Genomic DNA, 24,838 nt, shown 5'->3' with positions numbered 1-24,838 from the left:
AATAAGCTTATGCGTCTCGTGGGCGTCGGAGATGTGTACCAGAGACAGGCGGTAGCGAGCCGCCACAGGCAGTTGGCAGACGGTTGGCAGGCCCGGTGCAGCCACGCCGATTAAATAGACAGTTTCGTCAATGCGAAATGTGACGGCGATTACTCAATTCGCTATTGAATTCGTCGGGAAAAAGGTTACGGCCCCGACTATTTCGTCGGGGCCGTAGGTGCTTCGGGGAAGCTGTGCGAAGGCTCAGACTCCCGTGCGGGCCTTGGTGCGGGCGTTGCGACGCTTGAGCGCGCGACGCTCGTCCTCGCTCATCCCGCCCCACACGCCGGCGTCCTGGCCGGAGTCCAAGGCCCAGGTGAGGCACTCGGTGGTCACCGGGCAGCGGTTGCACACGAGCTTCGCGTCAGCGATCTGGGCCAGCGCCGGGCCGCTGTTCCCCACGGGGAAGAACAGCTCCGGATCCTCGTCGCGACAGACCGCCTTGTGGCGCCAATCCATAAGATCAAACTCCTCGTCAGATTTGTCATGTGTGCGCAGCGAAGCGCACGAGTTTTTCTTCGGCTGTTAACGCGTGCACACGAAATGTTTCTGCACTGTTGCATCCGATGCTTTCACAGGCTGAACAGATGTCAATAGCAGTGAGTTAACACGTGGGCAATGTCACTACGTAGGGCTGTTACCAGACCCCTCATTCGTTTGTACTACACTGAACTCACCTGCGCCCTAAATTGCCAGGTGTGAGATTATTCTCCCAGTTCAGAGCGGTTTTGCCGGAGGTGCGACGACGCACAGAGCGTCCGGAACCGCGGTGAACGTCACAGTTTCGCGCAAACCGGCGTAATCCCCGTCGATCTGGCACGAGACGGGCGTGTCGCTCGTCACTGTCACGGTCGAGACGTCGTCATTGCGGATCAGGTGCTTGCCGGTGATCCTCGGATTCTTGGCCACCATCTGGCGCACGAGGCGCAGGTTCGCCCAGAGGTTCATGCTCGTCGTCGCGAACACTCCCAGCCCCGTCTCGAACGTCGTGTTCGGGTTGGTCCACACCGGCCGGGTGTTGGCGTATGTCCACGGGCTGGAGTTGGACACGAACGCGAAATGCACGCCGGTGATCGGTTCGATGCCGGGCAGGTGCAGCGTCAGTTCCGGCTCCTTGCGGGCGCTCGCCAGGAACTGGCGAACCGCCACCCGGATGTAGCGGCCCGCGGTGACCTTGCGTCCCTTGGCGCGCTGCGCTTCCACCGCCGCCACCACGTCGCCGTCGACGCCCATACCCGCGGTGAACACTCCCCAACGCTCCCCGCAGTCCATCAAGCCGATCCGCCGCCACGGCCGACCCATCCGATAGTCGCTGAGCAGGTCGACGAGTTGGTTGGTGGCTTCGATCGGGTCCGGGCTGATGCCGAGGGCACGGGCGAACACGTTCGCCGATCCGCCCGGCACCACCGCGACCGCGGGCGCGGTGCCGGCGTCCGGGCGGGTGCCGCAGGCGGGCAGAACTCCGTTGACCACTTCGTTGACCGTCCCGTCGCCGCCGTGAACGATCAGCACGTCGACGCCGTCGCGTGCGGCATCGCGGGCGATCTCGATCGCGTGACCGCGATGGTCGGTATGCGCGACGGTGAGCGTGACGCGGCTTTCGAGTGCGTGAGCGAGGAGGTCACGCCCGGCAGGGGTGGTCGAGGTCGCGTTCGGGTTGACGATCAGCACGGCACGCACGGGGCACCACCCTATCCGGGCAATGTGAAGGACCGTCAGTCCAGCAGATCCCCGTCGACGTACATCCACTTTCCGCCGGTACGGGTGAACCGGCTGCGTTCGTGCAGTATGCGCCGTTCGCCGTCCGCCACGTACTGGGCCCGGAACTCGACGACGCCGTGAGCGTCATCACCGCCGCCGGCTTCGGTGTCGACGATCTGCAGCCGACGCCACACGATGGTGTCGTCGAGTGTGAGCGTCTTCGGGCGCGTGGTGCGATGCCAGGTCGCCATCAGGTAATCGGCGTCACCGACCGCGAAAGCGCTGAAGCGCGAGCGCATCAGTGCGACGGCGGTATCCGCAGCCCGCTCGCCGCGGTGCAGCGGACCGCAACAGGCGGTGTAGTCGGCGCCCGATCCGCACGGGCAGGCTCCATCACGCGGCACCCGACGATTATCACGCCTCCTCGGCGAGCACCCGGGCCGCGATCCGAAACGCCGTGTTGGCGTCGGGCACTCCGCAGTAGATCGCGCTCTGCAGCAGGACTTCCTTGATCTCGTCGGTGGTCAGCCCGTTGCGCAGGGCGGCGCGCACGTGCATCGCCAATTCGTCGTGGTGGCCCCGGGCGATCATCGCGGTGAGGGTGATCATCGAGCGTGATCGCCGGTCCAGGCCCGGCCGGGTCCAGATCTCGCCCCACGCATACCGGGTGATGAGATCCTGGAAGTCGGCCGTGAACTCCGTCGTGGCCGCGACGGCGCGGTCGACGTGATCGTCGCCGAGTACCTCGCGCCGCACAGTCATGCCGTCCTCATGGGTGGTCATGGTGCATCCTTCAGATAGTCGCGGGCGCGCTGAAGCGCGCTGTCGATGAGGAGGTCGGAGGCGCCGAGGTAGTTCGGGGCAGGTTCTCGGCCGGTCAGTTCGGCCATCTTCTGTTGTTCGGCGTGAATGCCTTGTGCTGCGGCGAGGTTGGCGGCAGCGCGGTCGGTGTCCACTCGGAGCCCGGCCAGCAGGTCCGCCGCCTCCGACGCGGCCACCGCGGTGCGCCGCGTCAGCGTGGCGAGCGTGGCCCATTCTGCGTGCCATCCGCCGTCGGAGCGTTCGTCGATGCTCGCCGCCGATGTCGTATGCAGGGTGGCGCCGAGCGGGGGAGCGGTCAGCGCCGCCCGGCGCAGCAGCACCGTAAGCACCGGATTGTTCTTGTGCGGCATGGTCGATGAGCCACCGCCGGACCCCTCGGACAGTTCACCGGTACGGCTTCCGGCGGCGATGTCGTTGGCCAGGTGCCCCCAGGCGTCACAGCAGCCGACCAGTGCATCGCCGGCCCGCGTGATCACCGAGCGTGTGGTGTGCCAGGGATGTGCCGCCGCCAGTCCGAGACCCTCGGCCCATCGCCGGGTCAACGCCAAGGCGGCCTCCGGCGACCCGGCGAGCTCGGTGGTGGCGGCCAGGGTTCCCGCCGCCCCGCCGACGGCAATGGGCAATGGAGACAACGCTTTCAGGCATTCGGCGGCATCGAGCACCGCGGTCAGCCAAACCGAGAACCTTCGGCCCGCGGTGCCAGGTAGTGCGGGTTGGGTCAGGGTGCGGGTCAGCATCGGCGTGCCGCAGTGCGTCTCGGTGAGCTCCGCCAGGGCTCGAACCTGCCGACCGATGTCGTCGGTGATCGCCTGCAATGCGTCACGCACGCACAGCATCAGTGCGGTGTCGAGCACGTCCTGACTGGTCAGGCCGCGGTGCAGCCAGCGGGACGGCTCACCTTCTGCGCGTGACCGCAGCAGTGCCACCAGACTCGTGACCGGGTTGCCATCGCGTTCGGCACCGGCGGCGATCTCGTCGAGGTCGCCGGGACGAATCAGGGCATGCAGATCGGCCGTGGCCGCACGTGGCGCGATGCCGGAGTCGACAAGTGTTGTCAGCCAATCATTTTCGGCTGATATCAAGGCGTCCAAAAATGCGGCGCCGCTCATCAGGTCGCCGGCCCGGTGGTCGCCCGGCCAGAACAGATCGCTCACTGGCCCGAGAACCGCAGGAAGACGGTTTCGTTCTCGCCCTGTAGTCGGATGTCGAACCGCAGCCCTTGTGCGTCGCGTTCGGCGATCAGGGTCTGACGGCGATCCTCGGGCAGGCTTGCCAGTAGGGGTTCGTCGTCGCAGCCGGGACCGGGCACGTATGCGCGGGTGAACAAGCGGTTGAGCAGTCCACGGCCGAACACGGTGATGGCGATGAACGGGGCGCGGCCGGGATCGGTGGCGCCGGGTTCGACGGTCGTGAAGCTGAAGTGGCCTTCGTCGTCGGTGGACACCCGGCCCCAGCCGGTGAACGTCCAGCCGTCGCGATGCAGGGAGCCACCCGACCGGGCGATCTGCCCGTCACCGTCGGCCTGCCAGATCTCCAGCATGACATCGGGCACCGGCTTTCCCTCGCCGTCGGTGACGAGGCCGTGGAATCGGATGGACCCCGGAACGCCGGTTGGCACAAGCTCATTGCCCCGGTCGAACGGAAGCGCGTAGCCGTAGAAGGGGCCAATGGTCTGGCCCGGGGTTGCCATAAGGAGCGTACCCATGTCAGTCCTCCTCGAAGTGCGTGCGGTGGGCGCCGGTCAGGACGATGTCCCAGCGGTACCCGGTGGCCCATTCGTGGCTCGTGACGTCGTGGTCGTAGGCGGCGACCAACCTGTCGCGGGCTTTTTGATCGGTGATCGACTGGTAGATCGGGTCGAGGCCGAACAGGGGATCGCCCGGGAAGTACATCTGGGTGATCATCCGCTGGGTGAAATCCGTTCCGAACAACGAGAAGTGGATGTGCGCGGGACGCCACGCATTGCGGTGGTTCTTCCATGGGTACGGGCCCGGCTTGATGGTGGTGAAGCGGTAGGTGCCGTTGTCGTCGGTCAGACACCGTCCTACACCGGTGAAGTTGGGATCGATCGGCGCGTGGTGCTGGTCGCGTTTGTGGATGTAGCGCCCGGCCGAATTGGCCTGCCAGATCTCGACGAGCTGACGGCGCACCGGCCGCCCTTCGCCGTCGACGATGCGTCCGGTCACCACCATCCGCTCACCTATCGGCTCGCCGTCGTGCTGAATCGTCAAGTCGGCTTCCAGCGGATGCACGTCGCGCGCTCCGAACACCGGTGCCCAGGTCTCGATGGTCTCGGGGTCGGCGTGATGCAGGTTTTTGGTGGGGTGACGCAACAGGCTGCTGCGGTAGGGCGCATAGTCCAGACGTGGCTGTGTCTCCTCGACACCGGTTTGCAGATACCCGGTTTCGATGGCGGCGATCTCGGCGTTGATCTCCGCCTGGCTCGCCGACGCACTGTCGGGATTGGTGTCGATTTGGGCTGTCATGAACTTGACGCTAATTACGCCCGGCGGCCGCGGGAAGACTAGACTTTCGCTCAGTGAAAGGAAGTGTAGATGGCCGGCAACACTTCGGTGCCTGGCGCAACGGTGGCCTCGCGACTGCTGGCCATCATCGCTGCCTTCGATGAACGCCACCGCGCGCTCACTCTGACAGAACTTGCGCAGCGGGCGAATCTCGCGCTTCCCACTGCTTCTCGACTGGCGGGGGAACTCGTGGCGGGCGCGGCGCTTGACCGCCGTGAGGACGGGCGCTACGTCATCGGAAAGCTGTTGTGGGAGGCCGGCCTGCGTGCCCCGGTTGAGGGCAGGATCAAACAAGTGGCGGAACCGTTTCTGCACGACGTTTACGCGGCCACGCTGGCGACAGTGCATCTGGCCGTACGTGACGGCGCCCAGGTGCTGTATCTGGAACGCATGTCGGGCCGTGCGTCGGTGCCTATCGTCAGCACGGTCGGCAGCCGGTTGCCACTGCATTGCACCGGCGTGGGCAAGGTGTTGCTCGCGCACGCCCCGAAAGATGTCGAGCGGCGGGCACTGGCGACCCTCACCCGGGTCACGCCCTACACCATCACGACGCCCAATGTACTTGTGGCGCAACTGGAACAGATCCGGCGTGACGGTGTGGCCACGACCGTCGAGGAGATGTCACTTGGTGCGTGCTCGATGGCGGTACCGGTGATCCGGGCTTCCGACGACACCGTGGCGGCCGCGATCGGGGTGGTCGTGCCCACCCTCAAACGCGACCGCCAGCGGTTGCTCGGCGCCCTGCAGGTCGCCGCGCGGGGTATCGGGCGCCTGCTCTGATCGATGCGTTGTTTCAGTGATGCACAAGCTCTTTGGTGGAGGCCGGCATCTTGTGGCCCAGCATGTCGGTGGGGACATCCTTGGTTTCGCGTGCGGTCAGGGCTGCAGCGGCGGCGATCAGGCAGACGACCGCGGTGAAGATGCTGATCACGACCCAGCCGCCTTCGCGCACGCCGCCCAGCGCGGTGACGATCGACGGCGCGAAACCCGCTACGAGGAAGCCCAATTGGGTGCCGATCGCCATGCCGGAGAAGCGGACCTGCGTCGAGAACATCTCGCCGTAGAACGCTGGCCACACCGCATTCGCGGCGGCGTAGCCGAACGAGAACGTGGCGACCGCGAGCGCGAAGGTCAGCAGCTGGTTTCCGCCGCTCATCGACAGCATGTAGAACGGCATCAGCGCGGCCGACGACAGTGCGCCGTAGACGAATACCGGCTTGCGGCCGATGCGGTCGGCGAGAATCCCGAACATGGGTTGGGTGCCGAGCGCGACGACGTTGGCGACCACGACGAGCCACAGTGTGACGTCGGCGTCCAGGCCGACCTTCTTGCCGTAAGCGATCGCCAGGTTGCCGAAGACGGTCGAGACCGCTGCGATGAACGCGCACAGGATGACGCGCAGGACGTCGCGCCAGTGGTTGCGCAGCAGCGGCACCAACGGCACTCGCGCGATGGTGCCTGCCGCCTTGGCCTCGGTGAACTGCGGGGTCTCGTGCAGCTGGCGGCGGATGAAGTATGCGACGACCACCACGACGGCGCTGAGCCAGAACGGCACCCGCCAGCCCCAGCCGTATTTGGCCTCGTCGGGCAGCGATACGAACGGAATCAGCACGAGCGAGGCGAGGATCAGGCCGCCCTGGGTTCCGGTCAGCGTCCACGACGTGAAGAACGCGCGGCGGTGGTCGGGGGAGTGCTCGAGGGTCAGTGAACTCGCACCGGCCTGCTCGCCGGCTGCGGACAAGCCCTGCATCAACCGGCAGACGACCAGCAGGGCCGGGGCGGCCCAGCCGATCGTGTCGAAACTGGGCAGGCAGCCGATCAGGAACGTCGACAGGCCCATCAGCACGAGCGTGAACATCAGCACGCGCTGACGGCCGATGCGGTCGCCGAAGTGGCCGAGGATGAAGGCGCCAACCGGGCGCGCCACGTAGGCGAACCCGAACGTCGCGAACGACATCACCAGCGCGGCTTCGTCGTCGGAGGGGAAGAACACGTGCGGAAAGATCAGTGCGGCAGCCGATCCGAACAGGAAGAAGTCGTAGTACTCGACAGCGCTGCCCATGAAGCTGGCCAGCGCTGCGCGCCTCGGGGTGCGTGCGCCCGGCCCATCCGGTGTCCGGGGTGCGGTGGTGGTCATCAGCTGCTCCTTAGCGAATTGTGCTGGGCGGTGTGGCTTTAGGCGGCGGTTTGAGCGACGAGATCGCGGAAATGGGCCGACATTCTGTCGGCGTCCGGGGTCAGTCCGGTGATGAGGGCGAAGGCGTCGACGGCTTGGTATACGGCCATGTGGCCGCCGTCCAGGGTTCGACAGCCTGCCGCGCGGGCCGCCTGTAGCAGCGCCGTGTCCAGGGGCCGGTAGACGATGTCGGCCACCCACAGGCCGGGGTGCAGCAGGGCTGCGTCGAACGGCAGTCCGGGGTGCTCGGCCATGCCGGTCGGTGTCGCGTGCACGATGCCGTCGGTGTCGGGCAACAGCACCGAGAGTTTGTCCAGTGAGGACGCGTCGACGCGCGACAACGCGTGGCGGCCTGCGAGTTCGCGGGCCAACGTCGCGGCCCGGTCGACGTCGAGGTCGACGACGGTCAGGTGGCCGATACCGATGCGCAGCAGCGCGTCACCGACGGCAACCCCTGCCCCACCGGCTCCGACGAGCACGGCCGAGGTCATGGGCACTCCCGGCAAGCCCTCGGCGAACCCATGGGCGAATCCGGTGGTGTCGGTGTTGTAACCGACCGACGTTCCGCGGTCGAACACGACGGTATTGACTGCGCCGAGCATGCGCGCGGTCTCGTCGATGTCGTCGAGGTGGTCCAGGACGAGCTGCTTGCACGGGTGAGTGATGTTGAGCGCGTCGTAACCGAGTGTCCGCGCCCACGACAGCACCTCGCCGATCTGGTGGGGGGCGATGCCGAACTCGTTGAGGTCGATGGTCCGGTAGACGTAGTCCAGGCCCTCGGCCCGGCCTTCGGCCATGTGCAGCGCGGGAGTCAGGGAGGGACCCACGCCGGTGCCCACGAGGCCAACGAGATAGGGCCGCCCCGCGTCCGATTTGAGGGTCATCAGCTGCCTTCCTTAATGTACGAACTAGTACGTTCGCAAAGTAGAGCACTGTGTTGCGCGTCGCGTCAAGGGGTGAATGTGAGGTGGCTCTCGACGAGGCGCCGTTACGGCCGGCTGGTGAGCCAGCCGACCACCATGTCGCCGAGCATGCGACGCAGGTGAGCGCGCTGCGACGTCTCGGTGAGGTCGACGTCGAAGAGGTAACCGAAGGTGTAGCGGTTGGCAACCTGGAACACGCAGTACGAGCTGATCACCAGATGTACGTCGAGCGCGTCGACGTCGTCGCGGAACACGCCGGCTTCGCGCCCGTCGCGCAGGATCTCGTCGAGCAGTGACGTCGCCGGCCGGGAGAGGTCCGGGAGCTCGCGCAACTGCCGGATGAACTCGCCGCGATGGATGTTCTCGATGGACACCAGCCGGATGAACGCGTCGTGGGCAATGTGGTGGTCGAACGTCACCTCGGCGAGCCTGCGGATCGCGATCACGGGATTGGCGTGATCGACGCGCAACCGCTGTTCAGCAGCGCGGATGCCGCGGTAGGCGTTCTCCAGGACGGCGAGATACAGCTGCTCCTTGCCGCCGAAGTAGTAGTAGATCATCCGCTTCGTGGTGCGGGTGCGTTCGGCGATCTCGTCGACGCGCGCGCCGGAATATCCCGATTCAGCGAACACTTCGGTGGCCACCTCCAGCAGCTCCGCACGCGTGCGCTCGGCATCGCGTTGCAGTTCGGCTTTCGGCTTGGCGGCCATGTCGGCAGAGCTTACTGGGGGAGGCGCCGACGCCTGCGCAACTCTTCCGCCTCAATTAACTATTTGGTACATTGAGGCGATAGTGGCCCCCGTCACAGGAGGAATGATGAAGACGTCGATCGCCACGGTCTCGCTGTCGGGATCGCTCGTCGAGAAGCTGCACGCCTGTGCCGACGCCGGTTTCGACGGTGTGGAGATCTTCGAACCCGACCTGATCGCCAGTGAGCACTCGCCCGAGGAGATTCGACATCTGGCGCAGCGCCTGGGATTGACCCTCGACCTTTACCAGCCGCTGCGCGACCTCGAGGGCGTCGACGAGGTGACGTTCGCCGACAACCTGCGCCGCGCCGGGGCCACCTTCGCCACGGCGCAGCGCCTCGGCATCGACACCGTGCTCGTGTGCAGCAACGTCGCCACCGCCACCGTGGACTCCGATGAGGTGTCGGCCGACCAATTGCGCCGCGTCGGCGATCTGGCCGCCACCTACGGCATCCGCATCGCGTTCGAGGCGCTGGCCTGGGGCCGGTTCGTCGACGACTATCGCCGGGCGTGGCGGATCGTGCAGATCGCCGACCATCCGGCGGTGGGAATCTGTCTCGACAGCTTCCACGTTCTTTCCCGCGGGCACGATCCGGCCGCGATCGCCGACATCGACGGGCAGAAGATCTTCTATCTGCAGCTCGCCGACGCCCCGGCGCTGAACATGGACGTGCTGTCCTGGAGTCGTCACCACCGGCTGTTCCCCGGTGAGGGCGCGTTCGACTTGGCCGAATTCGTGCAGTACACCCTGGGTACCGGCTATGCGGGGCCGCTGTCGCTTGAGGTTTTCAACGACACGTTCCGCCAAACCGACCCGGGCCACACCGCGGTGCATGCGTTGCGGTCGCTGCTGTGGTTGCGTGATCAGGTGTCGTCGACACTCACCGATGCCAAGCCTCCCACCGGGTTCGACTTCGTCGAAATCAAGGCCGAAGACACCACTGAGGTCGAAATCCTGCTCGGCCAACTCGGTTTCACGCCGCGCGGCAGGCATCGCACCAAGCCGGTGTCGCTGTGGTCGGCCGGGGGAGCGCGTGTCGTGCTCAACGAACAGCAGGCGCGCGACGAGGTGCCGCATGTCGCGGCCGTCGGACTCCAGGTACCCGACGCCGACGCCACCTCGCAACGTGCCGCCGAACTCATGGCGCCTGTGGCCTACCGGCGCACGTTTGCCGCCGAGCAGCCTTTCGGTGGTGCGGTCGCGCCCGACGGCACCGAATTCTTCTGGGTCACCGAGCCTTCCGGCGACGGCACGCCGGCCTGGGTCGCGGAGTTCGAACGCGGGCTGCCGGAAGCCGGCCCGAGCTTCGTCCGTGCGATCGACCACGTGAACCTGACCCAGCCGTGGCAGACCGCCGAGGACGCGAGGCTTTTCCTGACGAGTGTGTTCGGCATGACCGCCGATGCCCCGGCCGACGTGCCGGGCCCCACCGGTCTGGTCAGGAGCCAGGTGATGCGCAACGCGGACTCGTCGGTGCGGGTGCCGCTGAACGTCGCTCCGCACATCCTCGACGGTGCCGGGCTGCCGCAACACGTCGCGTTCGCCTGTTCGGACGTGATGGCGCTGGCCCGTACCGCCGCGGCTGCCGGGCTCGTGTTCCTCACCGTGCCGGACAACTACTACGACTACCTGTCGGGACGGTTCGGTCTGCCCGACGCGACCGTTGCCGAGCTGCGTGCGCTCAACCTGCTCTACGACCGGACTCCCGGCAGCCAGCGGGCCGAGTTCATCCACTTCTACACCCGCACGGTCGGCACGGTGTTTTTCGAGTTCGTCCAGCGATTCGGTGGATACGACGGCTACGGCACCGACAATGCGCCGGTACGCCTTGCCGCGCAGCGTGGTGGCGTCGGTACCGTACGGATGTGACCGATCGCCGCCTGCTGCTCGTCAACGGACCGAACCTCAACCTGCTCGGCACCCGGCAGCCCGAGATCTACGGGTCCACCACGCTCGCCGACATCGAACACTCAGTCACCGAGTTGGCTGCCGAACTCGGGTTCGACGTGCGCGCGGTGCAGAGCAATCACGAGGGCGAGCTGATCGACGCGATCCACGCCGCCCGCACCGACTGTGCCGGCATCATCATCAATCCCGGTGCCTACAGCCACACTTCGGTGGCAATCCCGGACGCGTTGACCGCCGTCGAGCGACCGGTTGTCGAAGTGCATCTGAGCAACATCCACCGCCGCGAAGCGTTCCGCCACCACTCCTACGTGTCGGCGGTGGCCGAAGTGGTGATCGCGGGCGCGGGCGCGGCCGGATACGAGTACGCGGTGCGCTACCTCGCGGGGCGGGTGTCGTGATTCAGCCGCCCGCGGTCCGGTACGCCGGTTTCCTGACCGCCGCGGAGGGGGTGGCGGCACTCGTGATGGCCGTCGTGCTTCTGGTGCGCGCCATCGGTGGAGCCGACCAGCACATCGTCAGTGGCTACGGAACAGCGATCTGGTTCGTGCTCATCGGTGGTGGTGTGCTCGCGGGCGGCTGGGCGCTGATCACCGGACGGCGGTGGGGCCGCGGCATCGCGGTGCTGACCAACCTGCTGCTGCTGCCGGTGGCGTGGTATGTCGTCACCTCACATCACATCGTCTACGGCGTGTTGGTCGGGCTGTTGGCGCTGGTGACGCTGGGCCTGCTGTTCAGTCCGTCGGCAGTGCAGTGGCTCACGAGCCGCGACTGATTCCGGCGGTCAGCTCGTCTGTAGGTCCTCCGTACGTTGGGCATCCGTACGCAGCAGGGCCACACCGTTTTTGAGCCGGATGGCCCCGGGCACATCGAACTGGCGCTGCCGTTTGGCCACGACGGCCTTGCCGACTGCCAACGTTGCGGTCACCGTGCAGTTCCCGGACTGTACTTCGATCAGTCGTGCATCCTGCACGACAGCCACCACACCGGCCATCTCGAACGTGACGTCGAGTTTCACGTCGATGACGGCGGCTGATGTGCCGTTGATGAAAACCTCGACCGTGGGTCGGTGGCTGGACGTGATCTGGTGGGTCGCGAGCGAGACATACTCTTTGCTCTTCGGTGTATCCCGGGATCGGCGCGCGGCTTTCATGAGGTCGCCGTAGCGGTTCCAACCGGCGACCGCCAGATCGCGCAGGTCCAAGTCGAGGAGTTCGCCGACCTCGTCGGCGACGGCCCGCTCGACCGCGTGGCGGGCGGGAGCGGTCAACGACGCGATTCCGCTCACCGCGGGCTCGACCGTGTCGTGCTCGTGTAGTGACTTCGCGAGCACGTCAACGGGATCACCACGCACGCCGTCGAAGATCACGTCATGGACGGTGGCGGTTCCGGTCAGCGTGGCCATGGTCATGTCACACCTCTCTGACGGTCTGCGTGCCGGGGTCAGGGTGAGCCTCGAGGCGGATGGCGAGGGTGCGGCCTTCCGGCGCTTGGCTCACCGAGACGGTGGGGGCGGTGTCGACGTGCGGTTCGGCTCGGACGTCGATGCCGACTTCGTGGGTTCGAGGATGACGACGGCTACGGAAGTGAAGCGCGGCCGCGACGATGGCCGCGAGAACCAGCGCCGCGACAAGCCAGCCGAGCCACTGCCAGGTACGTGGGGTTATCGCGGTTGCCGGCACGACCCTGAATTCGGACTTCGCCGTAAGTGTTTTGCCCGAGCAGGTCGCCCGCACCTCGTGTGGGCCCTCACCGGCATCGGTTGGAATCACGAACGGTGCACTGAACTCGCCCAATCCGTCAACCGGGAGGCCGCTTCGCATCGGGCGACCTTCCCACCAGATGTCCACGGTCGGCGACGTGCTCGTACACGTGAACCCGGTACCGCTGATGCGTACGGAATCATCGGGCCGGCCGCGGTTGGGCTGCACTGTCAAGACCGGCTCACTCGCCGCCGCGGTATCGCTTGTCGTGACCGGTGTCGTCACCGTGCCGGTAACGGAGAAGGGTTGCTGCACAGTGAGATCAGGCTGGCCCTCGCAGAACGTCTCGACGAAGTGGGGGCCGGGTTCGGCGTTCGGCGGCACCTTGATCGTCGTGGCAAAGGTGACATCGAGGTCGTCCTTTACTGCCTCCACGCCGTCCCACAACAGTTGCAAGTTTGTGCGGCAAGGGAACCCGCTGCCTGTGGCGGCCACCTCGTTTCCCGGTGCGCCGCTCGACGGATCCAGTGTCAGCGTGGGTTTCTCGGTCGAGGTGACTCGGAATGTGGCGGTGACGGGTGCGCTGACGGCCGGAGCGAGGGGATTCCTGCACTGCGCTGACACGGTGTGCTCACGGGCATCCGCTGTCGTGGGTACCGTGAAGTCGAAGGCCACGCTGCCGCTGTCGAAATCCACGGTTCTGACGGCGTCCGCGGATAGTGGATCTTCGTCCCACCACAGTGCGATCATTCCGCGCGGGTTCCGCATGCACGAATTCATGCCGGTGGTGTTGGCCGTCACCGCAGAACCGGGCCCACCTTTGTCAACGCTGAGAGTGATCGTGGGGACCGCCACATCGGCGACGGGAACCTCGGGCGTGGTCGTCAGGTCATCGTCGGGTTCGGCGAGAGCACCGACCGACGAGAGCATCGTCCATGCCAGCACCAGACCCGCCGTCAGCACGATCCACTTGAATCGCGCGTGCCTGTCCATATGCGGCAGCATCCCGCCCTATGCGCCTCGGTGTCACGAGTAACGCACTACTCGTATGTACGATCGTCAGCTTTCGGCGAGCGCGGTGAGCTCGGCGCCCGAGACGCGGTAGGTGGTCCATTCGGTCTGTGGCTTGCCGCCGACCGCGTCGTAGAGCGCGATGGCGTTGACGTTCCAGTTCAGCACCGCCCATTGCAGCCGCGAGTACCCGTTCGTCACGCACTCCCGGGCCAACGTGGACAACAACTTCCGCGCGAGGCCCCGCCGCCGGAACGCCGGCCGCACGTACAGGTCTTCGAGGTAGACGCCCGCCACGCCATCCCACGTCGAAAAATTCAGGAACCACACCGCCGTGGCGGCAGGCTGCCCGTCGACCTCGACCATGTGTGCATAGGCAACCGGGTGTTCGCCGAAAAGTGCGGTGCGCATATGCTTTTCGGTGACCGTGCAGTCGTCGCTGGCGCGTTCGAATTCGGCCAGTTCGTGAATCATCGCGGTGATCTCGACCTCGTCGCCTGGCTGTGCCCGGCGGATCAACTCGCTCATGCGCGGGCCTCGCAAGCGTCACTCATGTTGCCCCCAGTCCAGTCAGGATCGTGCGGAATTTGGTCGTGGTCTCTTCGACTTCGTCGTCCGGGTCGGACTCGGCGACGATGCCCCCGCCGGCGTTGGCCAACGCGGTGCGGCGATCGGCCGACAACACCGCGCAGCGGATCGACACCACCCAGCGGCCGTCACCGCGACTGTCGCACCACCCGACGGCGCCCGCATAAAAGCCCCGGTCGCCCTCGATCTCACCGATCAGCGCGGCCGCCAGGTCGGCGGGTACTCCGCCGACAGCCGGCGTGGGATGCAGTGCCGTCGCGAGATCGATGGCGGTGGTGTCTTTTTCCCGCAGGCGGCCGCGGATGGGCGTGCTCAGATGCCACAGCGCGTCGGTGCCGTGCAGTTCGGGTGCTGCGGCGATCTGCAGGTCGACACACAACGGGTCAAGGGCCTTGCGCATGACATCGACGACGAGCTCGTGTTCGTGGCGGTTCTTCGCCGAGGCGGCGAGCGCAGCGGCATTGGCCCGGTCGATGTCCGGATCGGCCGCACGCGGCGCCGACCCCGCAAACGGCTGGCAGATCACCGATTCGCCCTCTCGGGCGACGAGTAGTTCCGGACTGGCACCGACCAACGCGGCGCCCGTATGCGGTCCGCCCGCGGGGCTCAGGTCCGCCAGATACACCGTGGCGGCCGGATCGGCATCGGCGAGCCTGCGCAGTACGGCGCGGGCGTCCCAGGGCGATCCGGCGGTCAGCCGCAGGGCCCGCGCCAGCACCACCTTGTCCAGCGCGGTCCGGGGGTCGCGCAGTCGTCGCACCGCTTCGGCCACGCGCTCGCGATGCACCGCACTCGGCGGCACGGTCTCGCGGCCGAGCAACTCGGGGGCTGCGCCCACTGTCCAGTTCGGCAAGCTGTCGACAAACCGCACGTCCTCCGGCTCGTGCAGCGCCGCGGAAGAGGACAAGTCGAACGGCAACGCGCCCAAGACAATTGATGCCGCACCTGAGCGCAATGCGGCTTGCGCCGCGGAGATCTCGGCGTATGACGTCCGGATTCCCTCGGCGATCACCGTGCCGGACGGACCGGCCAGGACGAAGGACGGTGTCATTGGGGAAGGCACGGGTTGGGATGAGCGGTCAGGCCCAGCGCGGTGATCTGGCGGACGCCGTGCTCAAACCCGCACACCGCGATCGACGCGGGCACCATCGAAAGCCGGATGCCGTCGGAGACCGGCAGTTCCACCCAGCGGGTCAGCATCGCGCGGGAGAAGTGACCGTGCCCGACGAACACCACGTCGCGCCTTTCCATATGACTCAAGGCAAGTGCCACGGCCCGGTCAGCGCGCTCACTGACCTCGGCGACGCTCTCGCCGCCGGGGCAGCCGTGCGTCCACACCAGCCAGTCCGGTTCGGTCTCGCGAATCTGCGGGGTGGTCAGGCCTTCGTAATCGCCGTAGTCCCACTCCGCCAGCAGCGGGTCGACCTCATCGACCGTCAGCCCGGCGAGTTCAGCCGTGACCAGCGCCCGGTGGCGCGGGCTGCTGATCACCAACGGATCGTGCAGCTGCAACTCGGCGAGGGCTTCGGCGGCCAACTTGGCCTGATAGCGGCCGGTGTCGGTGAGGTCCAGGTCCGTGCGTCCGGTATGCCTCCCACTGGCGGACCACTCGGTCTCACCATGCCGAAGCAACATAAGGCGGTGCTGCGTGGCGCTCACACCGGCGATTCTGCCGCACGTCGGGCCGCGGCCGCTCATAGCGTGCTTGGATGAACATGTGACGCGAGTATTAGCGGTCGCCAATCAAAAGGGTGGGGTAGCCAAGACGACGACAGTGGCGTCGCTGGGTGCGGCGATTGCGGAGAAGGGCCGGCGTGTGCTGCTGGTCGACCTGGATCCGCAGGGCTGTCTGACGTTCTCGCTTGGCCAGGACCCGGACAAACTGCCGGTGTCAGTGCATGAGGTGCTGCTCGGGGAGGTCGAGCCGAATGCGGCGCTCGTCGCGACCGACGAGGGGATGACGCTGCTGCCGGCCAACATCGACCTGGCCGGCGCCGAGGCCATGTTGTTGATGCGCGCCGGGCGCGAATATGCGCTCAAGCGGGCGCTCGCGAAACTTGAATCCGACTTCGACGTGGTGATCATCGACTGTCCACCGTCGCTTGGGGTGCTGACTCTCAACGGATTGACGGCCGCGCACGAGGTGATCGTGCCGCTGCAGTGCGAGACGCTGGCCCATCGGGGTGTCGGTCAGTTCCTGCGCACCATCTCCGACGTGCAGCAGATCACCAACGCCGAACTGAAACTGCTCGGCGCCCTGCCGACGCTCTACGATTCGCGCACCACTCACAGCCGCGACGTGCTGCTCGACGTCGCGGACCGGTACGAACTGCCGGTGCTGGCTCCGCCGATCCCGCGAACGGTCCGGTTCGCCGAGGCCAGCGCGTCGGGCTCGTCGGTGCTGGCCGGACGCAAGACCAAGGGCGCGCTGGCGTATCGCGAGCTGGCCGAGGCACTGCTCAAGCATTGGAAATCCGGCAAGAAACTGCCGACGTTCAGCCCCGAAGTGGGGTAGCGCACCACGTGCGTCCTTGACCTTGTCCTACGGGCAGGCGCAATCCTTGGCGGCATGAACGAGGAACTGCTGAGCATCGGGGAGTTCGCAGCTGAATGCGGGCTGTCGGCGAAGATGCTGCGGTCATACGCGGCGATGGGTGTTCTGATTCCCGCCGCCGTCGATGAGCTGACCGGCTATCGCTATTACAACCGTCATCAGGTGGCCGAGGCCCGTACTGTCGCACTGTTGCGTCAGGCCCACGTCCCGGTGGCCGAGATCGCCGCTTATCTGCGCGAGCCGAGTGAACGGCAACTCGCCGCGTGGCTGGCCGCCTTGGATGCGGAGTACGACACGCGCCGCCAGGCGCTGGGTACGGTCGGCGCGGAGCTGGCCACACGACCCAACCCGGTGGTAGGGCGCCGCCGGTCACAACCCGAAGACGAGAGGACGTTTCTGATGGCATCGGTTCTCGCGGCAGCGACCGCCTCTGATCAGGGGCCGGTGCGGGAGAGCAACCAGGATGCCGTGCTGGCCGACGGCATCCTGTACGCGGTCGCCGACGGCTTCGGGGTCTGCGGTGAACACGCCAGCCGTATCGCGCTCGAAGTCCTCGCAGCCGGATTCGCCGCCGCGCCGGACCGAGCCGGTTTGATCCAGGCCGTGAAGCACGCCAACCAGCAGGTGTGGGAATTCGTCACGGGCGACGGTGCCGTCTCGGGTGCGACGCTGACCGCTGTGGCCGTCTTCGGTTCCGAGGACGGTGGTCCGCTGGCCGTCAACATCGGGGACTCTCCACTGCACCTGATCCGCGACGGTCGGATGGACCAGCTCACCGACGATCACAGCGTCGCGGGTGAATTGGTGCGTGCCGGCGAGATCACCCGGGATGAGGCGCGCTCCCATCCGCAGCGGCACTTGCTCACCCGGGCGCTCGGCATCGGCCCGCACATTCAGCCAGATCTCCTCGACATCGACTGTCGTCCCGGCGACCGGTTGCTCATCAGTACCGATGGGCTGTTCGCGGCCGCCGCAGACGCGGCGATCGCCGACGCCGCGGCCACGGTGGCACCGGAGGCGGCCGTGCGCCGACTGGTCGATGTGGCCAACGACGCCGGCGGACATGACAACACCTCGGTCGTCATCATCGACATCGGTTGAGCCGCAAGCTGTTACGCGGGGCCGAGCGCCACGATCTCCGAGCCGCGCTGCTCGAGCACGGTGGAGCCGGCCACCGCGGGCACGACCGGTGACACGCTCGGTTGCCTGGGCACCGCGATGTGCCGCTCGCCCGCACCGGTGGCCGGGTCGAAGACGTCATAGCCGTCGTCGACGGGCACCAGGAGGCGCCCGGCCATCAGCGTGGCCGGGCCGACCGGAACATGGGGACCCGACGGTGTGACAGTGAACTTGTAGCGCAAGCCGCTGGCACTGAACACGAGTACCGAGTCGCCGGTCCACCAGGTGATCAGATCACCGGCCTTCGTGGTGGTGGACTGCGGTGCGGCCGGCTTCGCCAAAAGCGTGCTTGCGACCGTCGCACCCGTCTCGTCGATGATGTTGACCGTCGGCTTCGGCGTCGGCACATACACCGCTGTCGTCGTCTCCGACACCGCGATCACCTGCGCGCCGGAATCGTCGGTGACACCCGGCAGCTCGACGTAGCGCACCTCTGGGGTGTCTTCCTCGTCGGCGGGCCGCAGCAGCGTCAGCCGCACATCCTTCTGTTTGGGACACGATTCCAGCACCGACACCGCCGAGGAACTCGCGGCTGCCGACAGCTTCCGGCACACCGGCGAGGCCGGAACATCCGGCTTGATCCGGGCATCGAGCGCGCCGTAGCTCAGCATGCGAACCATGTCGGAACGCCATAGCTCCAGGCGGCTGTCACCGGCCGACAACACCGTCACACCGTCGGAGGCCAACCTGACCTCGGGATCGGAGTAGCCGGTGCGGGCCGGGCCGCGACGACCGGTTTTGCCGTCGATCGTGCTGACCTGCCCACAACCGCGAGTGTCCGGATAGACCGCGACGGCGTATTGGTACACCGACGTGACACCGCACAACTCGACGTCACGGGCATAGCTCCACAACACCGCACCGGTGACCGGATCACGTCCGTCGACGGTCCGGCCGTCGCCGGTCACCACCGATCCACCGGCGACGACGGGAGCCGTGGTCTTCGGGCTCGGCGTCGCCCACAGCTGTTGCAGGCCGGCGGGCACCTCGGCGGCCGGGGTCAGATAGGGCACCGGTGACGCTGCGGGTCGACTGATCGTCGCCCGAGCGTCACTGGTCCACCAGATCAATCCGGCGGCGACGGCGACCACCACAACGATCGCCGCGGCCGCGACCATATCGCCGCGCGTGCGGCGTTCGGGTTTGACCATCGGGTGGCGAGTTTAGGGTCAGCCCGTTGTTGCTGCTTGAGTGGCCGCTTCGGTTTTGCGCGGACGGCGCCGCCGCCGACGTCGCCCGGCATGCGTACCTTCGCCGGCGCTGTCGCCGGAATCCGGCGCGGCGTCGGTGTCGTCCGATGCCGCCGCAGCCTCGACATGACCGGTGACGGGCTTGCCGCCGCGGGTGCGACGACGCGTGCGGGTCTTGGCCGGGCGGTCCGCCGAGTCATCCGACGAGGAGATCCGCGTCTCGGAGCCGTCGGAGTCGTCGCTGCGGCGCTTGGCACGGGACCGGCGCGGTGTGCCGACGTTGCCAGTGGCATCGGTCGGGATGTCGAGTTCCTCGTAGATGTGCGGTGAGCTCGAATATGTCTCGGCCGGGTCGGGGCAACCCAGGTTCAGCGCCTTGTCGATCGTCTCCCAGCGGGCCAGCTCGTCCCAGTCGACCAGGGTGATCGCCACACCGGTCTTGCCGGCACGGCCGGTGCGGCCGATGCGGTGCACGTAGGCCTGCTCATCTTCGGGGCACTGGTAGTTGATGACGTGCGTGACGTCGTCGATATCGATGCCCCGTGCCGCGACATCCGTCGCGACGAGCACGTCCACCGCACCGGTGCGGAACGACTTCAGCGCCTTCTCGCGCGCGCCCTGGCCGAGATCGCCGTGTACAGCGTCGACCTTGAAGCCGCGTTCGGCGAGTTCGTCGGACACCTTCTGCGCGGTGCGCTTGGTGCGCGTGAAGATCATCGTGGCGCCGCGGCCCTTGGCCTGCAGGATCCGGCTGACCAGCTCGGCCTTGTCGAGGGCGTGAGCCCGATAGGCGAACTGCTCGGTGGTGTCGTGCGTGGCCGCGGAGTGCGGTGCCTCGGCCCGGATGTGGGTCGGCTGGTTCATGAACGTGCGGGCCAGCGTGATGATCGGGTCGGGCATGGTCGCCGAGAACAGCATCGATTGCCGGTCGTCGGGGGTGAGCCGCAGGATGCGCTCGATGTCGGGCAGGAAGCCCAGGTCGAGCATTTCGTCAGCCTCGTCGAGGACGAGCACGGACAGCCCGCCGAGCTGGAGGTGACCCTGCTGTGCCAGGTCGAGCAGGCGTCCGGGGGTGCCGACGACGACGTCGACGCCTTTGCGGAGCGCTTCGATCTGGGGCTCGTAGGGCCGTCCGCCGTAGATCGACGTCACGGTGAATTTGCGGTCAGGCCCGGACAGGTATTTCGACGCGGCGGCCAGATCGTCGTAGACCTGGAGACACAGTTCCCGGGTCGGTACGACGACGAGCGCACGCGGCGTTCCGGTCAGCGGACGGCTTTCGTCGGTCGAGACCCGGTGCAGCAGCGGTACGCCGAATGCGTAGGTCTTGCCCATACCGGTGCGGGCCTGACCGATCAGATCGTCGCCGGCGAGCGCCAGGGGCAAGGTGAGTTCTTGAATGGCAAAGGGGTGTTCGATGCCGTTGTCGGCGAGTGCGCGGACTATTTCGTCGCGAACGCCGAGTTTGGCAAACGATGGATTGAGTTGCGTCATATGCGGTGGAGGTAACCTTTCACTGTCAAACCTCATGGGCATCCAGCGCGCACGAGTTCGACGATGAAACGGCCGGGTTCGCCGGGATACGTCCGTATCCGGTGGCGCTGCCGATCCGCTGGGCCCAGCTCTGCTGGCGGGCCAACGCGTGCACGCGCATTTCCTGGTAGCGGTTCGTGCGGCCCAGAAGCGACTCAGCATCGATCCAGAAGTCGGCCCGAAGCCGTTACCACATGCCATTGTAGCTGGTCGGGGTAGTCAGCCTGATTTGCCGGCACGTCGGCATGCCGCGCGGCGTCTAAAGTTGGCCCCATGAACGCGTCTCAGCCTGCCGCAGAACAGGTCGCCGAGTCGGTCACCGCAGGCGTGACGGCGGATCATCCTGGCGTCAACGAGCTGTTCGCGGTGCTTGCTTATGGAGAGGTGGCGGCGTTCTACCGGCTCACCGACGAGGCGCGGATGGCGCCCAATCTGCGCGGCCGGATCAACATGGCGAGCATGGCCGCCGCCGAGATGGGCCACTACGAGCTGTTGCGAGATGCGTTGGAGCGCAGGGGTGTTGACGTGGTCCCGGCGATGACGCGCTATGCCTCGGCGCTGGAGAACTATCACCGGATGACGACCCCAAGCACATGGCTGGAGGCGTTGGTGAAGACCTACATCGGCGACGCGCTCGCCGCCGACTTCTATCTGGAGATCGCCGACGCGCTGCCCGACGAGGTGGCGTCGGTGGTACGCGCGGTGCTGTCCGAGACCGGTCACTCGCAGTTCGTCGTCGCCGAGGTGCAGGCCGCGGTGACGGCCAGCGATCGCCAGCGACACCGGCTGGCCCTGTGGGCGCGCCGGCTGCTGGGGGAGGCCGTCACCCAGGCCCAGTACGTGCTTGCCGACCATGACGAGCTCGTCGACCTCGTCATGTCGAGCGGCGAGGGGTTGACGCAGTTGGCCGAGTTCTTCAGCCGGCTGCAGAACACCCATCACAACCGCATGCAGGAGCTCGGCCTGGCCTGACGCCCGCTACTGCGTGCAGGTCGCGATCATGCTGTTGTTGGCCTGCTGCACCAGCACGGCGCCTGCGGCGTCGGTGATCGCGCAGTTGAGCTGACCGGCCACGCTCGTCGCGGTGACCGATTTGAGCTGCACGCCCGGGTTGAGCACCACGGTCTTGGTCCACGGCAGCGCCACGTTGATGTCGGTCTGCAGCGCACCCTGCGCATCGGTATAGACGATGGTCACCAGGTCGATCAGCTGGCGGTTGCCCGTCACGGTATAGGTGACGGTGCGTGGGTCCGGCGGCGGCGGGGCGGCCTCGGCGGGCGGTGCGGCCGGTGCGGGTGCGGCGGTCGCCGACGGTGCCGGAGCGCTCGGCGTCACCGTGGTCACGGTCTCGGGAGACAGCGGCCCGGTCGGCGCCGACCGCGGCGGAGCCGGCTTCGACGTGGCATCCTGCGGCGCGGTGGTCGCGGGCTGGCTGGTTTGCGGTGGTGCGGCCACGGTGGCCGACACCGAACCGCTGTCGCCGCCGCCGAGGATGACGACCGTGCAGATCACCGCCACGAGCAGGATCGCGCCTGCCACCCCGGCGACCCAGATCCAGCGCCGGTCGATCGACTCTTCGTAGAACTCGATGTCGTCGTCGACGAAGTCGTCGTAGTTCTCGTAGTCACCTGCGTAGGCGCCGTAGTCGCTGCCGGCGTAACCGGTGGAGCCCGGGTGGGAGGTGTGCTCGCGGTAGCTTCCCGGCCCGTGTGGGCGGTCCCCGAAGCGTTCGGTCGGCGCGGTGTCATACGGCGAATAAGGCCTGGTCATGCGGCTTTCCCAGTCGTCTCGTCCAATATCGCTGCTGATGCTATCGAGGCAGATGTGACAGATGAGGTTGAGCACGGGGCGTGTTGGTTACGGTCCGGACTCGGTTCGGTCGCCGAATATCACTGCGGGCGCGCGACGGCTTCGCTCACCGCGAACCGCCTGCGTCGGCACCTCACCCGTTCTGTCTACTAGCCTGCTGATGGACACGAAGTCCATGAAGAGAGATAGAGAAGGGGTTCCAGCGTGGAGGTCAAGATCGGTGTCACGGACAGCCCGCGTGAGCTGACCTTCAACAGTGCGCAGACACCGAGCGAGGTGGAGCAGCTGGTCACCGACGCAATCGGTCAGGGTTCGGGTGTGCTCGCGCTGACCGACGAGAAGGGCCGTCGTTTCCTGGTGCAGACCGCCAGGATCGCCTATGTCGAGATCGGTGCCGCCGATGTGCGGCGGGTCGGGTTCGGAATCGGCTCCGAACCGGCCGGGGCTTCCGTCTGAGCGGGTCTAGGAGCGCGTGAGCGGCACGTGTGACAGTCCGCCCCAGGCGAACTGCACCGTGCCCTCAACGGCCGCGTCCTTGTCGATCGGCCGCTCGTTGTTCAGCCAGTAGCGCGCCGAGTCGACGCTGATGGCCACCAGCCCGACGGCGATCATCCTGGCGCGATGGGCTTCGAGTCCCGAATCGCGACTGATCAGGTCGAACACCGCATCGGTGCACGCTTCGGTGGCCACTTTCACCTGCGAGGCCACCTGCGGTTCGGTCACGTAGTCGTTCTCGAAGATCAGCCGGTAGCCCTGGCTGTCATGTTCGATGAAATCGAAGAACGCCTCCACCGCTGCGCGCAGCCGTTGCCGGTTGTCAGTCGTGGTGCGCAACGCCTGGCGCACGCCCGAGACCAGGTTGTCGACGTGGCGTTGCAGCACGGCCAGATACAGCTCGAGCTTCGACGAAAAGTGTTGGTACAGAACAGGCTTGCTGACGCCCGCGCGCTCGGCGATCTCGTCCATGCCGGCCGCGTGATAGCCACGGTCGACGAAAACCTCGCTCGCGGCCACCAGAAGCTGCCCCCGCCGTTCGTCGCGGGGCAGCCGGTTTCCACGTCGTCCACCACCGGTCGCCGGTTTTTCACCTCTCTTCTCGGCGGTGTTGGCGAGATCGCTCATCAAGTCCTCAATCTGTATTGCTCTGGCGCACTTGGACATGTTCGTCCACGCGGCTCATCGCAACGACATTACTACCGTTGCGCCACACGTTGCGAAATGCAGGCGCTGAACCGCGCTGCGCCGGTTGTTTCGAAATGGCAGCGGCGTGGTCACGGACCAGATGCACGGGCGACAGATCCTCAGGTGGCTATGCCATCCTGGTTCGGTGACCTACGACCCGGGACATCGCGGGGGTGGCCGTGTCCCGGCGCTGCGCAACGAGTGGCGGGAGCCGCTGCGCGCACAACGCGATCCGCTCGCGGCGGACTCGGGCCGGCCGCGGTCCAACCGCGATGAGCACCAGCATTGGCGCAAGCAGACCTGGATCGGGCGCTTCGTCTCCACCTACGGCTGGCGGGCCTACGCGCTTCCGGTGCTCATCGTGCTGACAGTGGTCGTCGTGTACCAGACGATCACCGGCACCAGCAGCTCGTCGCCCGCCCATGAGGCCGAAGGACCCGTGCAGGGACCGCCGACCATCGACGCTGCCAGCACCGCGATCATCGGCGCCCCGCCCAAAGGCCTCACCCAGTTCGACGCCAATCTCCCCACCGGGATCCTGCCGGCGGGCGGACCGTTCACCGAGGCCGGTGCGAGAACCTGGCACGTCGTGCCGGGCACGACGCCGAAGGTGGGCGAGGGCACCACGAAGTCGTTCACCTACACCGTCGAGGTCGAGGACGGCCTGGACACCACGTCCTTCGGCGGCGACGAAGGTTTCGCGCGGATGGTCAGCGAGACGCTGGCCAACCCGAAGAGCTGGACGCACAACGGGCTGTTCGCGTTCACCCGCATCGACGCCAGCAGCGGGATCGAGCCCGATTTCCGGGTGTCGCTGACCTCGCCCATGACGGTGCGCGAAGGCTGCGGGTACGACATCCAACTCGAGGCGTCCTGCTACAACCCATCGTTCGACGGCAACCAGCCGCGGGTGTTCGTCAACGAGGCCCGCTGGGTGCGTGGCGCGGTGCCCTTCCAGGGTGACATCGGCTCCTACCGGCAATACCTCATCAACCACGAGGTCGGTCATGCCATCGGTTACCAGCGGCACGAGGCGTGTGCCGCGAACGGGGAGCTCGCGCCGATCATGATGCAGCAGACGTTCTCGACGTCCAACAACGATGCGGCGAAGTTCGACCCGGAAACCGTCCAGGCGGACGGGTTGACGTGCCGGTTCAATCCCTGGCCATACCCCATCGCCTAGCGGGCGTGCACGCGGCTGCCGGAGTACGGGAAGTATGGCGGCCGGATTACCGTTGTGGTTACGAG

28 protein-coding genes are annotated in these 24,838 nt (G+C 66.8%); 9 read left to right on the top strand and 19 right to left on the bottom strand.

What is annotated here, in order from left to right:
- Window positions 1–243 precede the first annotated feature (243 nt).
- The 7 genes from whiB1 to pcaH form a co-directional block, all read right to left on the bottom strand.
- Entirely contained in the window at window positions 244–498 is a 255-nt protein-coding gene (gene whiB1, locus ACRCUN_RS12935) for a transcriptional regulator WhiB1 (protein ID WP_003882795.1), read from the bottom strand.
- 258 nt (window positions 499–756) lie between these two features.
- Entirely contained in the window at window positions 757–1,719 is a 963-nt protein-coding gene (locus tag ACRCUN_RS12930) for a diacylglycerol/lipid kinase family protein (RefSeq protein ID WP_462142028.1), read from the bottom strand.
- Window positions 1,720–1,754: 35 nt separating this feature from the next.
- Window positions 1,755–2,144, bottom strand: coding sequence for a YchJ family protein (locus tag ACRCUN_RS12925; protein WP_462142027.1), 390 nt, complete (start codon window positions 2,142–2,144; stop codon window positions 1,755–1,757).
- 10 nt (window positions 2,145–2,154) lie between these two features.
- On the bottom strand, window positions 2,155–2,523 hold the full coding sequence (gene pcaC, locus ACRCUN_RS12920) for a 4-carboxymuconolactone decarboxylase (RefSeq protein WP_462142026.1): 369 nt from the start codon (window positions 2,521–2,523) through the stop codon (window positions 2,155–2,157).
- Window positions 2,520–3,716: a lyase family protein gene (locus tag ACRCUN_RS12915; RefSeq protein WP_462142025.1), complete on the bottom strand. Its 1,197-nt coding sequence runs from the start codon at window positions 3,714–3,716 to the stop codon at window positions 2,520–2,522. Before ACRCUN_RS12915 ends, pcaC begins: the two co-directional genes overlap by 4 nt.
- A complete protein-coding gene (pcaG, locus tag ACRCUN_RS12910) occupies window positions 3,713–4,267 on the bottom strand; it encodes a protocatechuate 3,4-dioxygenase subunit alpha (protein WP_462142024.1) in 555 nt (184 codons plus the stop codon). The genes ACRCUN_RS12915 and pcaG overlap by 4 nt, the downstream gene beginning before the upstream one ends.
- Window position 4,268: 1 nt before the next feature.
- A complete protein-coding gene (gene pcaH / locus ACRCUN_RS12905; RefSeq protein ID WP_462142023.1) occupies window positions 4,269–5,048 on the bottom strand; it encodes a protocatechuate 3,4-dioxygenase subunit beta in 780 nt (259 codons plus the stop codon).
- 69 nt (window positions 5,049–5,117) lie between these two features.
- Here pcaH and ACRCUN_RS12900 point away from each other — a divergent pair, with 69 nt between their 5' ends.
- Window positions 5,118–5,867, top strand: a complete 750-nt coding sequence (locus ACRCUN_RS12900) for an IclR family transcriptional regulator (protein WP_462142022.1) — start codon at window positions 5,118–5,120, stop codon at window positions 5,865–5,867.
- A 13-nt stretch (window positions 5,868–5,880) separates the two neighbouring features.
- On the opposite strand, the gene ACRCUN_RS12895 is transcribed toward ACRCUN_RS12900, so the two are convergent.
- From ACRCUN_RS12895 to ACRCUN_RS12885, 3 genes are all read right to left on the bottom strand, one after another.
- The gene (locus ACRCUN_RS12895) at window positions 5,881–7,224 is read right to left on the bottom strand and encodes an MFS transporter (RefSeq protein ID WP_462142021.1); all 1,344 of its coding nucleotides are present in this window, start codon (window positions 7,222–7,224) and stop codon (window positions 5,881–5,883) included.
- A 38-nt stretch (window positions 7,225–7,262) separates the two neighbouring features.
- The gene (locus ACRCUN_RS12890; RefSeq protein WP_462142020.1) at window positions 7,263–8,147 is read right to left on the bottom strand and encodes a shikimate dehydrogenase; all 885 of its coding nucleotides are present in this window, start codon (window positions 8,145–8,147) and stop codon (window positions 7,263–7,265) included.
- A 104-nt stretch (window positions 8,148–8,251) separates the two neighbouring features.
- The gene (locus ACRCUN_RS12885) at window positions 8,252–8,896 is read right to left on the bottom strand and encodes a TetR/AcrR family transcriptional regulator (protein WP_067854484.1); all 645 of its coding nucleotides are present in this window, start codon (window positions 8,894–8,896) and stop codon (window positions 8,252–8,254) included.
- Window positions 8,897–9,002: 106 nt separating this feature from the next.
- On the opposite strand from ACRCUN_RS12885, the gene ACRCUN_RS12880 reads away from it, so the two are divergent.
- From ACRCUN_RS12880 to ACRCUN_RS12870, 3 genes are read left to right on the top strand one after another with little or no spacing between them, the layout of a single operon-like run.
- A complete protein-coding gene (locus ACRCUN_RS12880) occupies window positions 9,003–10,805 on the top strand; it encodes a bifunctional sugar phosphate isomerase/epimerase/4-hydroxyphenylpyruvate dioxygenase family protein (protein WP_462142019.1) in 1,803 nt (600 codons plus the stop codon).
- Window positions 10,802–11,242, top strand: a complete 441-nt coding sequence (gene aroQ, locus ACRCUN_RS12875) for a type II 3-dehydroquinate dehydratase (RefSeq protein WP_462142018.1) — start codon at window positions 10,802–10,804, stop codon at window positions 11,240–11,242. Before ACRCUN_RS12880 ends, aroQ begins: the two co-directional genes overlap by 4 nt.
- Complete coding sequence (locus tag ACRCUN_RS12870) at window positions 11,239–11,616, top strand: hypothetical protein (RefSeq protein ID WP_462142017.1); 378 nt, start codon at window positions 11,239–11,241, stop codon at window positions 11,614–11,616. The genes aroQ and ACRCUN_RS12870 overlap by 4 nt, the downstream gene beginning before the upstream one ends.
- A 9-nt stretch (window positions 11,617–11,625) precedes the next feature.
- On the opposite strand, the gene ACRCUN_RS12865 is transcribed toward ACRCUN_RS12870, so the two are convergent.
- The 5 genes from ACRCUN_RS12865 to ACRCUN_RS12845 all read right to left on the bottom strand — a co-directional run bounded on the left by ACRCUN_RS12865 (window position 11,626) and on the right by ACRCUN_RS12845 (window position 15,802).
- Window positions 11,626–12,252: a hypothetical protein gene (locus tag ACRCUN_RS12865; protein WP_462142016.1), complete on the bottom strand. Its 627-nt coding sequence runs from the start codon at window positions 12,250–12,252 to the stop codon at window positions 11,626–11,628.
- A gap of 1 nt (window position 12,253) precedes the next feature.
- On the bottom strand, window positions 12,254–13,537 hold the full coding sequence (locus ACRCUN_RS12860; protein WP_462142015.1) for a hypothetical protein: 1,284 nt from the start codon (window positions 13,535–13,537) through the stop codon (window positions 12,254–12,256).
- Window positions 13,538–13,603: 66 nt separating this feature from the next.
- Entirely contained in the window at window positions 13,604–14,083 is a 480-nt protein-coding gene (locus ACRCUN_RS12855) for a GNAT family N-acetyltransferase (protein WP_462142014.1), read from the bottom strand.
- 22 nt (window positions 14,084–14,105) lie between these two features.
- A complete protein-coding gene (locus ACRCUN_RS12850) occupies window positions 14,106–15,194 on the bottom strand; it encodes an isochorismate synthase (RefSeq protein WP_462142013.1) in 1,089 nt (362 codons plus the stop codon).
- Window positions 15,191–15,802 (bottom strand): acid phosphatase, encoded by a 612-nt coding sequence (locus ACRCUN_RS12845; protein WP_462142012.1) that lies wholly within the window; start codon window positions 15,800–15,802, stop codon window positions 15,191–15,193. The genes ACRCUN_RS12850 and ACRCUN_RS12845 overlap by 4 nt, the downstream gene beginning before the upstream one ends.
- 58 nt (window positions 15,803–15,860) lie before the next feature.
- Between ACRCUN_RS12845 and ACRCUN_RS12840 the strand changes: the two genes are divergently transcribed.
- Window positions 15,861–16,658 (top strand): ParA family protein, encoded by a 798-nt coding sequence (locus tag ACRCUN_RS12840; RefSeq protein WP_462142011.1) that lies wholly within the window; start codon window positions 15,861–15,863, stop codon window positions 16,656–16,658.
- Between the two features lie 54 nt (window positions 16,659–16,712).
- Entirely contained in the window at window positions 16,713–17,798 is a 1,086-nt protein-coding gene (locus tag ACRCUN_RS12835; RefSeq protein WP_462142010.1) for a MerR family transcriptional regulator, read from the top strand.
- Window positions 17,799–17,809: 11 nt separating this feature from the next.
- On the opposite strand, the gene ACRCUN_RS12830 is transcribed toward ACRCUN_RS12835, so the two are convergent.
- Window positions 17,810–19,027: an Rv3212 family protein gene (locus ACRCUN_RS12830; protein ID WP_462142009.1), complete on the bottom strand. Its 1,218-nt coding sequence runs from the start codon at window positions 19,025–19,027 to the stop codon at window positions 17,810–17,812.
- An 18-nt stretch (window positions 19,028–19,045) separates the two neighbouring features.
- Window positions 19,046–20,560 (bottom strand): DEAD/DEAH box helicase, encoded by a 1,515-nt coding sequence (locus tag ACRCUN_RS12825; protein WP_462142008.1) that lies wholly within the window; start codon window positions 20,558–20,560, stop codon window positions 19,046–19,048.
- A gap of 312 nt (window positions 20,561–20,872) precedes the next feature.
- Between ACRCUN_RS12825 and ACRCUN_RS12820 the strand changes: the two genes are divergently transcribed.
- Window positions 20,873–21,571, top strand: a complete 699-nt coding sequence (locus ACRCUN_RS12820) for a ferritin-like fold-containing protein (RefSeq protein ID WP_462142007.1) — start codon at window positions 20,873–20,875, stop codon at window positions 21,569–21,571.
- 6 nt (window positions 21,572–21,577) lie between these two features.
- On the opposite strand, the gene ACRCUN_RS12815 is transcribed toward ACRCUN_RS12820, so the two are convergent.
- Window positions 21,578–22,369 (bottom strand): MmpS family transport accessory protein, encoded by a 792-nt coding sequence (locus tag ACRCUN_RS12815; protein ID WP_462142006.1) that lies wholly within the window; start codon window positions 22,367–22,369, stop codon window positions 21,578–21,580.
- A 243-nt stretch (window positions 22,370–22,612) separates the two neighbouring features.
- Here ACRCUN_RS12815 and ACRCUN_RS12810 point away from each other — a divergent pair, with 243 nt between their 5' ends.
- A complete protein-coding gene (locus ACRCUN_RS12810) occupies window positions 22,613–22,864 on the top strand; it encodes a DUF3107 domain-containing protein (protein ID WP_462142005.1) in 252 nt (83 codons plus the stop codon).
- A 6-nt stretch (window positions 22,865–22,870) separates the two neighbouring features.
- Here the strand turns inward: ACRCUN_RS12810 and ACRCUN_RS12805 are convergent, their stop codons facing one another.
- Window positions 22,871–23,530 carry an HTH-type transcriptional activator FasR gene (locus ACRCUN_RS12805; protein ID WP_067854445.1) on the bottom strand — a complete coding sequence of 220 codons (660 nt, stop codon included), beginning with the start codon at window positions 23,528–23,530 and terminating at the stop codon, window positions 22,871–22,873.
- 205 nt (window positions 23,531–23,735) lie between these two features.
- On the opposite strand from ACRCUN_RS12805, the gene ACRCUN_RS12800 reads away from it, so the two are divergent.
- A complete protein-coding gene (locus ACRCUN_RS12800) occupies window positions 23,736–24,773 on the top strand; it encodes a DUF3152 domain-containing protein (RefSeq protein ID WP_462142004.1) in 1,038 nt (345 codons plus the stop codon).
- Window positions 24,774–24,838: the final 65 nt, after the last annotated feature.

This window comes from Mycobacterium venezuelense, assembly GCF_054919535.1.
The sequence above is the reverse complement of the archived record's forward strand: the minus strand, read 5'-3'. Positions and strand labels throughout refer to the sequence as shown.

Excerpts from the sequence above, each read along its gene's own strand:
- whiB1 (WP_003882795.1), bottom strand. The coding sequence starts at position 498 with ATGGATTGGCGCCACAAGGCGGTCTGTCGCGACGAGGATCCGGAGCTG.
- pcaC (WP_462142026.1), bottom strand. The coding sequence starts at position 2,523 with ATGACCACCCATGAGGACGGCATGACTGTGCGGCGCGAGGTACTCGGC.
- pcaG (WP_462142024.1), bottom strand. The coding sequence starts at position 4,267 with ATGGGTACGCTCCTTATGGCAACCCCGGGCCAGACCATTGGCCCCTTC.
- pcaH (WP_462142023.1), bottom strand. The coding sequence starts at position 5,048 with ATGACAGCCCAAATCGACACCAATCCCGACAGTGCGTCGGCGAGCCAG.
- ACRCUN_RS12900 (WP_462142022.1), top strand. The coding sequence starts at position 5,118 with ATGGCCGGCAACACTTCGGTGCCTGGCGCAACGGTGGCCTCGCGACTG.
- ACRCUN_RS12895 (WP_462142021.1), bottom strand. The coding sequence starts at position 7,224 with ATGACCACCACCGCACCCCGGACACCGGATGGGCCGGGCGCACGCACC.
- ACRCUN_RS12890 (WP_462142020.1), bottom strand. The coding sequence starts at position 8,147 with ATGACCCTCAAATCGGACGCGGGGCGGCCCTATCTCGTTGGCCTCGTG.
- ACRCUN_RS12885 (WP_067854484.1), bottom strand. The coding sequence starts at position 8,896 with ATGGCCGCCAAGCCGAAAGCCGAACTGCAACGCGATGCCGAGCGCACG.
- ACRCUN_RS12880 (WP_462142019.1), top strand. The coding sequence starts at position 9,003 with ATGAAGACGTCGATCGCCACGGTCTCGCTGTCGGGATCGCTCGTCGAG.
- ACRCUN_RS12865 (WP_462142016.1), bottom strand. The coding sequence starts at position 12,252 with ATGACCATGGCCACGCTGACCGGAACCGCCACCGTCCATGACGTGATC.
- ACRCUN_RS12860 (WP_462142015.1), bottom strand. The coding sequence starts at position 13,537 with ATGGACAGGCACGCGCGATTCAAGTGGATCGTGCTGACGGCGGGTCTG.
- ACRCUN_RS12855 (WP_462142014.1), bottom strand. The coding sequence starts at position 14,083 with ATGAGCGAGTTGATCCGCCGGGCACAGCCAGGCGACGAGGTCGAGATC.
- ACRCUN_RS12850 (WP_462142013.1), bottom strand. The coding sequence starts at position 15,194 with ATGACACCGTCCTTCGTCCTGGCCGGTCCGTCCGGCACGGTGATCGCC.
- ACRCUN_RS12835 (WP_462142010.1), top strand. The coding sequence starts at position 16,713 with ATGAACGAGGAACTGCTGAGCATCGGGGAGTTCGCAGCTGAATGCGGG.
- ACRCUN_RS12830 (WP_462142009.1), bottom strand. The coding sequence starts at position 19,027 with ATGGTCAAACCCGAACGCCGCACGCGCGGCGATATGGTCGCGGCCGCG.
- ACRCUN_RS12825 (WP_462142008.1), bottom strand. The coding sequence starts at position 20,560 with ATGACGCAACTCAATCCATCGTTTGCCAAACTCGGCGTTCGCGACGAA.
- ACRCUN_RS12820 (WP_462142007.1), top strand. The coding sequence starts at position 20,873 with ATGAACGCGTCTCAGCCTGCCGCAGAACAGGTCGCCGAGTCGGTCACC.
- ACRCUN_RS12815 (WP_462142006.1), bottom strand. The coding sequence starts at position 22,369 with ATGACCAGGCCTTATTCGCCGTATGACACCGCGCCGACCGAACGCTTC.
- ACRCUN_RS12805 (WP_067854445.1), bottom strand. The coding sequence starts at position 23,530 with ATGAGCGATCTCGCCAACACCGCCGAGAAGAGAGGTGAAAAACCGGCG.